Below are 13494 nucleotides of genomic sequence, written 5' to 3' on the forward strand. Positions count from 1 at the left end.
CCCTGAACGCGACAGGCCAAGGCCTGCGGCACGACGGGTAACTTCAATAAAGGCGAAAGCATGAAACAGAAAGTGGTTAGCATTGGTGACATCGACGTAGCGAACGACCTGCCGTTTGTGCTGTTTGGCGGTATGAACGTGCTGGAATCGCGCGATCTGGCGATGCGCATCTGTGAACACTACGTCACCGTGACGCAAAAACTGGGCATCCCTTACGTTTTCAAAGCCTCTTTTGATAAAGCCAACCGTTCTTCTATCCACTCCTACCGCGGCCCAGGCCTGGAAGAGGGGATGAAGATCTTCGAAGAAATCAAAAAAACCTTCGGCGTGAAAATCATTACCGACGTTCACGAAGCGTCACAGGCTCAGCCGGTGTCCGAAGTGGTTGACGTGATCCAACTGCCTGCATTCCTGGCGCGTCAGACTGACCTGGTGGAAGCGATGGCGAAAACCGGTGCGGTGATCAACGTCAAGAAGCCACAGTTCGTCAGCCCGGGCCAAATGGGCAATATCGTCGACAAATTCAAGGAAGGCGGCAACGATCAGGTGATCCTGTGCGATCGCGGCAGTAACTTTGGTTACGATAACCTGGTGGTCGACATGCTTGGCATCAACGTTATGAAAAACGTGACGGGCGGCCATCCGGTGATCTTTGACGTGACCCATGCTCTGCAGACTCGCGATCCCTTCGGCGCAGCTTCTGGCGGCCGTCGGGCGCAGGTTGCCGAACTGGCGCGTGCCGGTATGGCGGTTGGCCTGGCAGGTCTGTTCATCGAAGCGCACCCAGAGCCAAACAGCGCCAAATGTGACGGCCCGTCCGCGTTGCCGCTGGACAAGCTGGAGCCGTTCCTGGTGCAGATGAAAGCCATCGACGACCTGGTGAAGAGCTTCCCAGAGCTGGACACCAGCAACTAAACATTTTCACAGCTGTTATTTGTAGGGGCGCAGCATACTGCGCCCGCTATGGTTTAAAGCCCGATTCGTCGGGCTTTTTGTTTTTCAGGCATCGAGCGCTGCAAGCGCTTCAGGCAGCGTCGCGTAGAAATGCAGTTTCCCCTCAATCGGCTGTATCCGTGCCCTTGCCAGCGTTTTCAACGGCTGGAAAGGCATGTCGGTGATTGCCAACTGTTTGCCGGCCGGCAGGGCTTCGATAAAGCGTTGCAAGGCATCCAGTCCCCCGGCATCCAATACCGGCACCGCATCCCACTGCAAGACGATCACGTCATAACTTTCGCTGCGCACCAGTAGCTCGTTAAAAATACGCTCGGCGGCGGCGAAGAACAGCGGGCCATTCACCCGCAGCACCAATCGGCCGTTGTCGGCACTCAGTTCGCTCAGGCGCGTCATGCGCGCAATGCGGCGCATAAACAGCAGCGAGGCCAGCACAATGCCTACGGTAATGGCGATCACCATATCGAACAGCACCGTCAGCGACATGCACAGCAGCATCACCAGAATGTCGTCTTTCGGCGCTCGCCGCAGCAGATAAACCACCTTGTGCGCCTCGCTCATATTCCAGGCCACCATTAGCAACAGCGACGCCATTGCAGCCAGCGGCAGCCAGGACAACCACGGCGCCAGCACCAGTAACGCCAGCAGTACCAACAACGCATGGATGATGGCCGATACCGGGGAGGTGGCACCGGCGCGTACGTTGGCGGCAGAGCGCGCAATGGCCGCGGTGGCGGTAATGCCGCCGAAGAAAGGCGCAATGATGTTGCCCGCACCCTGGCCGATAAGTTCGGTATTGGAGTTGTGCTTCTTGCCGGTCATCCCGTCCAGCACTACCGCGCACAGCAGGGATTCTATGGCCCCGAGCATCGCCATGGAGAAGGCAGCCGGCAGCAGGGCGGAGAGTGTTTGCCAGCTCAGCGCCATAGGCTTGCCGTCACCGGCCGGTAAATCCCACGGCAGCATCAGCTGCGGCAGAATGGGCGGTATGCCCTGGCCGTGGGTGCCGTCGGCCAGCAGATAGCTGAATCGCGAGCCGATGGTCGCAACCGGGTGGTCAAACAGCGCCAGAATACCCATAACCGCGGTACCCGCCAGCAGTGCGGGTAAATGGCCCGGTACCCGCAGGCCGAGCTTGGGCCAGAAGATAAGGATCAATAGGGTCACTGCGCCGATCAGGGTGTCGCCGACGTCCAGCGTCGGCAGCGCCTGCAGCAGGGCGTAAACCTTACCCACATAGTGTTCCGGCACCACCGCCATTTGCAGGCCAAAGAAATCCTTCACCTGCATGGTAGCAATGGTGATGGCGATACCGGAGGTAAAGCCCAGCGTCACCGACAGGGGAATGTACTCAATCAGGCGGCCGAAACGCGCCAGTCCCATGATGACCAAAAACAGTCCGGAAAGCAGGGTGGCGATCAGCAGGCCTGAAAGGCCGAACTGCTGCGACACCGGATAGAGGATCACCACAAACGCGGCGGTAGGCCCGGAAACGCTGTAGCGCGAGCCGCCGCTGATGGCAATGACAATCCCGGCAACCGCCGACGTATAGAGTCCATATTGGGGGGGAACGCCGCTGGCAATTGCCAGTGCCATTGCCAACGGGATGGCGATAATACCGACGGTGACGCCGGCGATGGCGTCTTTTAGCAGGCGTTGCAGGGAATAAGGATCTCGCCAACAGGCATCAATCAGCGCGCTGAACGGCCTGATGCCGTTAATTTCATGCGTTTTCATCTGAGGTGTAAACCAAGTCTATAAAAGAGAACGGAATGGCGGGCCGGATGCGGTCCGTCTCGAATAGCTGATAGACACCATACGCCTGTTGTGACGGCGATTCCTAGATATACATCAATGCACTTCGGAAAATCAGACTTATACTCTTTCAGGGACGGGATAAATGACAAGTTACAGACAGGCCGCGGGTCAGGCGGCCTGCGCAGAAAGAATAGGCCAGGTTATACCGCTTAGTGAACCGCCGGTAGGGATAATCCGAGAAAATGCGCCAGGGTGCCGACCAACAGATTGTGATCTTCCAACTGGGGTGAGCCGGAAATGCTGATGGTGCCGATGCAGCCCACGCCACCAAGATTGATCGGGAAGGCGCCACCGTGTGCCGAGTAATCGCTGACGCTCAGGCCATAGCGTTCTTCCAGGGTCGATTGTCGTTGCTGCAGGCGCAGGCCAATCGCGTAAGAGCTCTTGTGGAAGTGCTTCACCACATTGCGTTTGCGCCGTACCCAATCGGCGATATCGGGGGTAGTGCCGGGCATGGCGTAATAAAACAGCGTTTGCCCCGCGAGCTGGATCTCAATGGCGATCGACAGGCGGCGCTGTTCGGCCGCTGATTTCAATGCAGAGCCCAGCTCCCAGGCGGTGTTATGGTCAAAATGGCTGAAGGTCAACGCGGTTTCTTGTTCGCTAAGCACATGCAAGTCATCATCGATATTCATGGTCGCCCCCTTTATTGGTTGCCAACAGATTATCCTGAACAGAATTTATGGGATAGATACCTTGGAAATAACATAGAACTGCTAATCTATTATTAACCTGAGTAATAATATGTACGATGCCGAAATGGATGAGACAGGGAATGCTCAAAATTCGTCGCTAAATCCCCCTGTCGATTCCGTGGAGCCTATCGAATATTTATGACTTACGTCGCGTCAATACCCACCCTGTATAGTGACGCCTGCATTACCTATGCCACGCTGTCCGTCAGCTATTTTGCCCTCAGTAAAAATGCGCCTTTTTCTTATCAGTCCGAAGGATGGAGGCGTATAGTCTTTGGCCTGCTTGCCGGGCTGGCGGTGCTGTTTCTCAATCAGGACCGGCTGGAGTTGAGCGGTAACCTGCATTTCAGTTTTGCCATGATCCCGATGATACTGGTGACCTTTTATGGCGGGGCGGTCAGTGGACTGGTCTGCTACCTGATGTCGCTGGTATTTACGGGAGGCTTGACCGTCGATAATCTGTTTATCGGCTCGATCATCATTCCATTGCTGTTGTCGCGTGTGTGGTTGAGAAAGTCGAATCGGGTGTTTTATCTCACCATTGGCATCATTGCGCTGTACCGTATCGGAGTGGTCTGGTTATTGGCAGATATACGCGCGCTATGGGGAGATGTGTTGTTGTATCAGGCGGTCTCGGCCCTGTGTCTGGCAATATGCTTCCACGGGCTGAATTTCAAAGAGCGCCATATCCACGCTTATTTCTCTATGCGTGATAAAGCCACCACCGACAGCCTCACCCATATCAATAATCGCGCCAGTGTAGACTATCGACTCATCCAGCAGCAGGCGGAGCGCAGCCCCTGCGGGTTGATGATCCTCGATCTGGATAATTTCAAACGAATCAACGACACCTACGGCCATTTGGCCGGCGACCTGCTGCTGGCTCGCGTCGGACAACTGTTGCAAAGCAGCGTGCGCAGTGAGGATTTCGTCGGTCGTTATGGCGGTGAGGAATTTATCGTGATCACCGCCAGTTATGATCCGACGGTGATTGGCGGTGTGGCGGAGCGCATACGACGCAGCGTGGAAACGACGTTATTTTTGCTGGATGAAGACGTCGAGGCACGTATCACGGTTTCTATCGGTGCGTCGTTATACCTGCCCGGCATGGCGTTGGACAAGGCAATAGAGGTCACGGATGAGGCGCTGTATGACGCCAAGCGGCAGGGGAAAAATCGGGTGGTCTGCAGCAGGCTGATGCAGCTTGCCCCGCTGGGTGCTGGTTTTCGGCAGGAATAACCCCTCCTGAAGGTTCAGGAGGGGGATAGGTCAGGCCGCCAGAGTATGTTCGCGGAATGCGGTCAGCAGTTCCTCGGTAAACTTAAGGCGTTTCTGGCGGTCGGTCAGGTCCAGCATAAACTTCAGCTTGGTCGGCCCATCCAGGCGATAGATCTGCGGGTTGCTTTGCAACAGGCCAATCAAATAGCCCGGATCGACCCGATTCTTCTCACCAAACTCGATAAAACCACCGCGCTCATTACCTTCGATGCGCTTGATCCCCAGCTTCTGTGCATGTTGACGCAGCGCCGCACTTTGCAGCAGGTTGCGCGCCGCATCAGGCAGCAGGCCGAAACGGTCGATCAACTCCACTTTCAACTCTTCCAGCTCGGCGTCGTTTTTCGCGCTGGCGATGCGTTTGTAGAACGACAGGCGCGTGTTGACGTCTGGGATATAGTCATCTGGCAGCAGGGCCGGCATGCGCAGCTCCACCTCGGTCTGGTTGCTGGTAAGATCTTCCAGCGAAGGTTCGCGCCCGTGTTTGAGTGCATCCACCGCGCTTTCCAACAGTTCCATGTACAGCGAAAAGCCGACGGTGGTCATCTGGCCGCTCTGATCTTCACCCAGCAATTCGCCCGCGCCGCGGATCTCCAGATCGTGGGTAGCCAGGGCAAAACCGGCGCCCAGGTCTTCCAGTGACGCGATGGCCTCCAGCCGCTTATGCGCGTCGGTGCTCATGGCTTTCGGATTTGGCGTCAGCAAATAAGCATAGGCCTGATGGTGAGAACGTCCGACGCGACCGCGCAACTGATGCAGTTGCGCCAGCCCGAAACGATCGGCGCGTTCGATGATAATGGTATTGGCGCTGGGAATATCGATACCGGTTTCGATAATGGTGGTACAGACCAGTACGTTAAAGCGCTGGTGGTGGAAATCGTTCATCACCCGTTCCAAATCACGTTCGCGCATCTGGCCGTGGCCAATGGCGATACGCGCTTCTGGCACCAGCTCAGCCAGTTTTTCCGCCGCCTTCTCGATATTTTCCACGTCGTTATACAGATAATAAACCTGACCGCCGCGCAGCACTTCACGCAGGATAGCCTCGCGCACCACCAGGCTGTCGTATTCACGCACGAAGGTTTTCACCGCCAAACGGCGCGCCGGTGGGGTAGCGATAATCGACAGGTCACGCATGCCGCTCATCGCCATATTCAACGTACGCGGGATTGGCGTCGCGGTGAGCGTCAGAATATCCACATCGGCACGCATCGCCTTGATGCGCTCTTTGTGGCGAACGCCGAAGCGGTGTTCTTCATCGACGATCAGCAGCCCCAAATCTTTCCAGCGCAGATCGCTCTGCAGCAGTTTGTGGGTACCGATGATGATGTCTACCTTACCGTCGACGGCATCGTCCATCACCTGTTGCTGCTCTTTGGCGCTACGGAAACGCGACATCATCTCGATGCGGATCGGCCAGGTGGCGAAGCGGTCGCGGAAGTTGTCAAAATGCTGCTGCGCCAGCAGGGTGGTTGGCACCAACACCGCCACCTGCTTGCCGTTTTCTACCGCCAGGAAGGCGGCACGCATCGCCACTTCGGTTTTGCCGAAGCCGACGTCGCCACAGACCAGACGATCCATGGCCAGGGGTTGGCACATGTCGCTCAGCACGGCGTTGATTGCCTGCTCCTGATCTGGGGTGGTTTCAAACGGGAAACTTTGGCAGAACAGCTGATACTGCTCACGGTTATGTTTAAAGGCGAAGCCGGTTTTGGCCGCGCGCTGTGCGTAAATATCCAGCAGTTCCGCCGCAACGTCCCGCACCCGTTCGGCGGCTTTTTGCCGTGCGCGCGTCCAGGCGTCTCCACCCAACTTGTGCAGCGGGGCGTTTTCGTCCGCACCGCCGGCGTAGCGGCTGATCAGATGCAATGAAGAGACCGGCACGTAGAGTTTGTCTTCGCCGGCGTAGGCCAGGATCAGGTATTCGGCCTTGATGCCGCCGGCTTCCAGCGTGGTCAGGCCAACGTAACGCCCGACGCCGTGCTCCAGGTGCACCACAGGCTGGCCAGGGTGCAGCTCCGCCAGGTTGCGGATCAGCACATCGGTATTAATGGTGCGACGGTTGTCCTGGCGACGGCGGCTAACGCGCTCGCCGAGCAGATCGCTTTCGCAGATCAGCGCCCGGTTGCGCATGCCGTCGAGGAAGCCGCGTTCGGAGGCGCCGACCATCATGTAGCGACCCGCCGGCTCGGCCTGATCGAGATGCTGGATCAAGGCGGTGCTGAGCTTGATGCGGCCGAGCAAATCCTGCAGCGTTTCACGGCGGCCTTCGCTTTCCACCGAGAAAATGATGCTGCCGTCGAAGCTTTCGGTAAAACGACGCAGGTTGTCCAGCGGCGCTTTCTGTTGGGCTTGCACCGCCAGATCAGGCAGGGTGCGATAATCCAGATTGGTGTTGCCGGCTTTGGCGGGCAGCTCTTCGGTTTTCAGCGCCATACGTGGCCAGGCTTTCAATTCGCTAAACAGCTCGTCAACCCGCAGCCATAGGCTTGGCGGCGCCAGCAGTGGGCGCATAGGATCGACCCGGCGGCTCTCGTAGCGTTGGTTAACGTCCAGCCAGAAACGATCGGCTGCGTTTTCCAGATTGCCGGTATTGACGATCAGCGTGTTCTCCGGCAGGTAGCTGAACAGTGACGGCAGCGGTTGGCTGAAGAACAGCGGTTGCCAGTATTCGATACCGGCCGGCCAGGTGCCTTTGCTGACCTGCTGATAAATATGTTCGGCGTCGCGGCGCACCTCAAACTGCTCGCGCCACTGGCTGCGGAACAGTTCGATGGCGTTTTTGTCGGTAGGGAATTCATGGGCCGGCAGCAGATTGATGGCCTCGACTTCGTTCAGCGTACGCTGGTTGTCGACATCAAAGGTGCGCAGGCTGTCGATCTCATCGTCGAAGAAATCGATGCGGTAAGGTTCTTCGCTGCCCATGGGGAACAGGTCGAGCAGCGCGCCGCGGGTGGCGAACTCACCGTGCTCCATCACCTGATCGACGCTGCGGTAGCCGGCCTGTTCCAGTTGGGCGCGCAGTTTGTCGCGTGACAGGCGCTGGCCTTTTTTCATCACCAGCGCGTGGCCGTGCAGAAACTCGTGCGGGCAAACGCGCTGCATTAAGGTATTGACCGGCAGAATAATTACGCCACGGGCCATGGTCGGCAGATGGTACAGGCTCGACAGACGGGCAGAGATGATTTCCTGATGCGGCGAGAAGCTGTCGTAAGGCAGGGTTTCCCAGTCGGACAGGGTGGTTACCATCTGGTCGGTAAACTGCTGAATTTCATCGCGCAGCCGCAGGGCATTTTGCATGTCCGGGGCGATCAACATCACCGGCCCGTTATGACGTTCGACGATCTCGGCGCACTCCACGGCGCAGGCCGAGCCGGTCAGTTGCCCCAACTGGCGCAAATCGCCCGCGCGTTCAGGCAGGGAATAACGGGAGGATGACGATGAAGAACGGTTAGGGTTATCGGAGGTGCTCATTAAGGTATCTTTAATCAATGTGTTAAATTTCGCCCGGCACAGATTACAACGCGCCTTTACCCGGTAATACTAGCCCACTGAGCCATAAACTGACATAGGTAAAAGCGCGAAACCCGTCGCCTTTCAAGCGGCGACTTTCAAATGTACTGCAGGCAGATTAGTCGCTCCAGTAACGTTAGCGGGCGAATAAATTCGCCCCGATGACTCAGCCATAGACCAGAGATTGAAGGTTGTAGTGCCCGTAATGCGGCGTTATTCCTGCGCGCCCATGGCAAGATAGTCGGCGATTTTATCAACGTCGACGTTGCCGCCGCTGACGATCACCCCGACCTTTTTGCCCCGCAGGTCGAGCAGTGAATTCATCGCCGCCGCCGCGGCCAGGCAGCCTGTGGGCTCGACCACCATTTTCATCCGCTCCATAAAGAAACGCATCTGTCGGCACAGCTGCTGGTCGCTGACCGTTAAAATATCTTCTACATACTGTTGAATGATCGGGAACGTCAACGTGCCCACCTGCTGCGTTTGCGCACCGTCGGCGATGGTTTTTGGCACCGGGATCTGGACCGGCTGGCCGCTACGGAACGCCAGCTGAACGTCGTTACCGGCCTGTGGTTCAACGCCGAAAACGCGGCACCCGGGCGACCAGTGGTGTGCCGCCACCGCGCTGCCCGCCAGCAAACCACCGCCGCCGGTGCACACCAACAAAACGTCCAGCGGCCCGACTTCCTCAATCAACTCTTTGGTAGCGGTGCCTTGGCCGGCGATGACCTGCGGGTAATCATAAGGCGGCACTATCGTCAGCCCCTGTTCTGCTGCCAGCCGTTGAGTTATGGCAGCACGGTCTTCACTGTGACGCTGATAAATCACGACGTTGGCGCCGTAGCCGCGCGTTGCTGCCAGCTTGGTTGCCGGTGCGTCGTGCGGCATCACGATGGTCACCTTGACCCCCAGTTCCCGTGCCGCCAATGCCATTGCCTGCGCATGGTTGCCGGAAGAGAAGGCAATCACGCCAGCCTGGCGCTGCGCCGGGCTCAATTGAGCAATAGAATTGTACGCGCCACGAAACTTGAAGGCGCCTACACGCTGGAAGTTTTCGCACTTGAAGAACAGCTGCGCCCCGGCGATGTTGTCGGCCTGCTGCGAGGTCATGACCGGTGTGCGCAGGGCATGTCCTGCCAGAATTTCGGCGGCGGTAGAGATATCGGCGGCGGTGATGCAGTGGGGCGTTGAACTCATGGCGACCTCGTCTGGTGAAAGGTTGATTGATTACCCGATTATTTTAATTTACTCTTTGTAAAGTTATTGTCAAACGGTTAAGTTTATGAGCGATCTCAGGCAGGAAAATGCGCTGCTGTTGCGCGAAGCGGAAAAAATTGTTCAGGCACTGGGCGCGATGTTTGCGCCCAGCTGTGAAGTGGTATTGCACGATCTGACGCAACCGAATCATGCCATCGTCAGCATCGCCAATAACCTGTCGAACCGCAGTATCGGCGATGCCGCCAGTGAAATGGGGCTTGAGCGTATTGCCTCGCCGGATTTTCCGGACGTGGTGCAAAACTATGCCAATGCGTTCCCGGATGGGCGTCCGGCCAAGAGCACCTCCATTGGTCTGCGCAACAGCCAGGGGGTCTACGTGGCGGCAATCTGCCTTAACCTGGACGTTTCAATCTTCAACAGCGTCAACGCCATCCTGCAACAACTGACCGCGGTGGTACAGAGCACGCCGCAGGCGGCGGATGAAGGGGCTCGCTCACTGTCCGACATTGCTTCAGTGATCAACAACTTTGCCGCTTCGCATGCCACTGCACCGCGCGCGCTTACGTCTGAGCAGCGTGTTCAGGTGATCCAGCAACTAAAGCAGCAGGGCTATCTGCAACTGCGGGGGGCAGCCACCATGGCGGCGGAGGCGCTGGGGATTTCCCGGGTCTCGGTTTACAACCTGTTAAAGCGCGATGCCGGGTGACGTGCTGCCGCTGGCGCGATCGACGGAATAAAAGGCGTCAGGGTGGTTCCCTAAACGGGGTATAGCCTTTATTATCCTTGATCACTTTGCTTAAGCTACGGCAACAAAACGGATTTCATGTATCAACCTGTCGCGTTATTCATTGGCCTGCGCTACATGCGCGGGCGGGCATCAGACCGCTTCGGACGGTTTGTTTCCTGGCTTTCCACCATCGGCATTACGCTGGGGGTGATGGCGTTGGTCACCGTCTTGTCGGTGATGAACGGTTTTGAAAAGGATCTGGAAAACAACATACTCGGTCTGATGCCGCAGGCGTTGATCACCAGCCCACAGGGCTCGATCAACCCTCAGCAGATCCCGGCATCGGCGGTACAAAGCCTGCAGGGCGTTAGCCGCGTAGCGCCACTGACCACCGGTGACGTAGTGCTGCAAAGCGCTCGCAGCGTGGCGGTCGGCGTGATGTTGGGGGTCAATCCGGACGAAGCCGATCCTTTGACGCCGTTCCTGGTCAACGTCAAGCAGCAGCTGTTGCAGCCGGGCCAGTACAACATCATTATCGGCGAGCAGTTGGCCGGGCAACTTGGCGTAAAACGCGGCGATCCGCTGCGTGTGATGGTGCCCAGCGCCAGCCAGTTCACGCCGATGGGCCGCATCCCTATTCAACGCCTGTTTACCGTGGTCGGCACTTTCCATGCCAACAGCGAAGTGGATGGCACCCAGATGCTGGTCAATCAGCAGGATGCCTCACGTCTGCTACGCTACCCGGCGGGAAATATCACCGGATGGCGCCTGTTCCTGCAGCAGCCGCTGACGGTCGATACTCTCAGCCAACAGAAATTGCCGCAGGGCACCGAGTGGAAAGACTGGCGCGAGCGCAAGGGCGAGCTGTTCCAGGCAGTGCGTATGGAGAAAAACATGATGGGGCTGTTGCTTAGCCTGATCGTGGCCGTCGCGGCCTTTAACATCATCACTTCACTCGGCCTGCTGGTGATGGAGAAGCAGGGCGAAGTTGCCATTCTGCAGACCCAGGGCCTGACGCGTCGACAGATCATGTCGGTATTTATGGTGCAAGGCGCCAGCGCCGGCATTATCGGCTCGCTGCTCGGTACGCTGTTGGGCGTGTTGCTGGCCAGCAACCTGAATAACCTGATGCCGATCCTCGGCGCTTTGATTGACGGCGCATCGCTGCCGGTGGCGGTGGATCCGCTACAGGTGACGATTATCGCCGTAGCGGCGATGGCGGTGTCTCTGTTGTCCACGCTTTACCCTTCATGGCGCGCTGCCGCCGTACAACCCGCTGAGGCTTTACGTTATGAGTAACCATCTTTTGTTGCAGTGCGACAACCTGTGCAAGACCTATCAGGAAGGCAACCTGCATACCGACGTACTGCGCAATGTCAGCTTTGCCATGCAGCCGGGCGAGATGATGGCGATTGTCGGCAGCTCGGGTTCCGGTAAAAGTACCTTGCTGCATCTGCTGGGTGGGCTGGACTCACCAACCTCCGGCGAGGTGATTTACAAAGGGCAGTCTCTGAATACCCTGTCATCGGCCGCCAAGGCGGAGCTGCGTAACCGCCAGTTGGGCTTTATCTACCAGTTCCATCATCTGTTGCCTGACTTTACCGCGCTGGAAAACGCCGCGATGCCTTTGCTGATCGGCGGGATGAAACCGGCGCAGGCGCAGGAAAAGGCGCTGGAAATGCTGACGGCGGTCGGGCTGGCAAAGCGCAGCAAGCACCGGCCGTCAGAACTCTCCGGCGGTGAGCGTCAGCGCGTGGCGATTGCCCGTGCGCTGGTCAATAACCCGTCGCTGGTATTGGCGGACGAACCTACCGGTAACCTCGATAAACGCACTGCCGACAGCATTTTCGATCTGCTCGGCGAATTGAACGTGCGCCAGGGCACGGCGTTTCTGGTGGTCACTCATGACTTGCAGTTGGCCAAGCGCCTCAGCCGCCAGCTGGAAATGGCCGATGGCCATCTGCAGGCCCAGTTGACGCTGTTGGGGGCTGAGTAATGGCGGGAGCGTCACTTTCGTTTCTGACGGCCCTGCGCTTCAGCCGTGGGCGCAAGCGCGGCGGCATGGTGTCGCTGATCTCGGTGATTTCCACCATAGGTATCGCGCTGGGCGTGGCGGTGCTGATCGTCGGCCTGAGCGCCATGAACGGTTTTGAGCGCGAGCTGAAAAATCGCATTTTGGCGGTGGTGCCGCACGGTGAAATAGAGCCGGTTAAGCAGCCGTTCAAAGACTGGTCGTCAATTTTGCAACGGGTGGAGAAAGTGCCCGGTATTTTGGCCGCCGCTCCCTACATCAACTTTACCGGCCTGATGGAAAACGGCGCACAGCTGCGGGCGGTCGGGGTGAAAGGGGTGGATCCTCAGCAGGAAAACCAGCTTAGCGCGCTGCCGAAATATGTGCAGGGCGACGCCTGGGCCAATTTCAAAAGCGGTGAGCAACAGGTGATCCTCGGCAAGGGCGTCGCCGACGCTTTGGGCGTCAAGCAGGGCAGCTATGTGACGGTGATGATCCCCAACAGCGACCCGCAGATGAAGCTGTTGCAACCGAAGCGCATTCGTTTACACGTCACCGGGATTTTGCAGCTCAGCGGTCAGCTCGATCACAGTTTGGCTATGGTGCCACTGGCCGATGCCCAACAGTATCTGGACATGGGTGACAGCGTCACAGGTATTGCCATCAAGGTTAACGACGTGTTTGCCGCCAACAAGCTGGTGCGCGACGCTGGTGAAGTCACCAATTCCTACGTGTATATCAAGAGTTGGATCGGCACCTACGGCTATATGTACCGCGATATCCAGATGATCCGCGCGATTATGTATTTGGCGATGGTGCTGGTGATCGGCGTGGCCTGTTTTAACATTGTCTCCACGCTGGTGATGGCGGTGAAGGACAAGAGTGGTGATATCGCCGTACTGCGCACCTTGGGGGCCAAAGACGGTTTTATCCGCGCCATATTTATCTGGTACGGCCTGCTGGCCGGGCTGGTGGGTAGCCTCAGCGGCGTGGTGGTCGGGGTTATCGCCTCACTGCAGCTGACCAATATCATCAAAGGCTTGGAAAAGCTGATGGGGCATTCGTTCCTGTCGGGAGATATCTACTTCATCGACTTCCTGCCTTCTGAGCTGCACTGGCTGGACGTGGTGATTGTACTGGTGACCGCGCTAGTGCTCAGCCTGTTGGCCAGCTGGTATCCGGCCAGGCGCGCCAGCCGTATCGATCCGGCGCGAGTGTTGAGCGGACAATAATGAAAATCAGGGGAGGCAGAGATGCCGCCCCTTTTTTTAGCCTGAGGGTGGGTT

10 protein-coding genes are annotated in these 13494 nt (G+C 57.7%); 6 read left to right on the forward strand and 4 right to left on the reverse strand.

Annotation, left to right across the window (positions count from 1 at the left end):
- Positions 1–60 precede the first annotated feature (60 nt).
- A complete protein-coding gene (gene kdsA / locus M2407_RS05105; RefSeq protein ID WP_020826450.1) occupies positions 61–915 on the forward strand; it encodes a 3-deoxy-8-phosphooctulonate synthase in 855 nt (284 codons plus the stop codon).
- 84 nt (positions 916–999) lie between these two features.
- Here the strand turns inward: kdsA and dauA are convergent, their stop codons facing one another.
- Together dauA and M2407_RS05115 are read right to left on the reverse strand one after the other, a co-directional pair.
- Positions 1000–2688, reverse strand: a complete 1689-nt coding sequence (dauA, locus tag M2407_RS05110) for a C4-dicarboxylic acid transporter DauA (protein WP_130015575.1) — start codon at positions 2686–2688, stop codon at positions 1000–1002.
- A gap of 230 nt (positions 2689–2918) precedes the next feature.
- On the reverse strand, positions 2919–3404 hold the full coding sequence (locus M2407_RS05115) for a heme-degrading domain-containing protein (protein WP_116690702.1): 486 nt from the start codon (positions 3402–3404) through the stop codon (positions 2919–2921).
- 198 nt (positions 3405–3602) lie between these two features.
- Between M2407_RS05115 and M2407_RS05120 the strand changes: the two genes are divergently transcribed.
- Positions 3603–4703, forward strand: coding sequence for a GGDEF domain-containing protein (locus tag M2407_RS05120; protein WP_130015576.1), 1101 nt, complete (start codon positions 3603–3605; stop codon positions 4701–4703).
- Positions 4704–4733: 30 nt separating this feature from the next.
- Here M2407_RS05120 and mfd read toward each other — a convergent pair whose 3' ends face one another.
- Together mfd and M2407_RS05130 are read right to left on the reverse strand one after the other, a co-directional pair.
- A complete protein-coding gene (gene mfd, locus M2407_RS05125) occupies positions 4734–8213 on the reverse strand; it encodes a transcription-repair coupling factor (protein WP_046373825.1) in 3480 nt (1159 codons plus the stop codon).
- A gap of 252 nt (positions 8214–8465) precedes the next feature.
- Positions 8466–9449, reverse strand: a complete 984-nt coding sequence (locus tag M2407_RS05130) for a threo-3-hydroxy-L-aspartate ammonia-lyase (RefSeq protein ID WP_116690699.1) — start codon at positions 9447–9449, stop codon at positions 8466–8468.
- A gap of 85 nt (positions 9450–9534) precedes the next feature.
- Here M2407_RS05130 and M2407_RS05135 point away from each other — a divergent pair, with 85 nt between their 5' ends.
- From M2407_RS05135 to lolE, 4 genes are all read left to right on the forward strand, one after another.
- Complete coding sequence (locus M2407_RS05135; protein ID WP_048760668.1) at positions 9535–10176, forward strand: transcriptional regulator; 642 nt, start codon at positions 9535–9537, stop codon at positions 10174–10176.
- 117 nt (positions 10177–10293) lie between these two features.
- Entirely contained in the window at positions 10294–11496 is a 1203-nt protein-coding gene (gene lolC / locus M2407_RS05140; protein WP_044549980.1) for a lipoprotein-releasing ABC transporter permease subunit LolC, read from the forward strand.
- The gene (gene lolD, locus M2407_RS05145; protein ID WP_020826458.1) at positions 11489–12193 is read left to right on the forward strand and encodes a lipoprotein-releasing ABC transporter ATP-binding protein LolD; all 705 of its coding nucleotides are present in this window, start codon (positions 11489–11491) and stop codon (positions 12191–12193) included. The genes lolC and lolD overlap by 8 nt, the downstream gene beginning before the upstream one ends.
- Positions 12193–13440, forward strand: coding sequence for a lipoprotein-releasing ABC transporter permease subunit LolE (gene lolE, locus M2407_RS05150; RefSeq protein ID WP_044549982.1), 1248 nt, complete (start codon positions 12193–12195; stop codon positions 13438–13440). The genes lolD and lolE overlap by 1 nt, the downstream gene beginning before the upstream one ends.
- Positions 13441–13494: the final 54 nt, after the last annotated feature.

Origin of the sequence: Serratia sp. BIGb0234, from assembly GCF_024809915.1 — a bacterium.
Taxonomy (GTDB): Bacteria; Pseudomonadota; Gammaproteobacteria; order Enterobacterales; family Enterobacteriaceae; genus Serratia; species Serratia liquefaciens.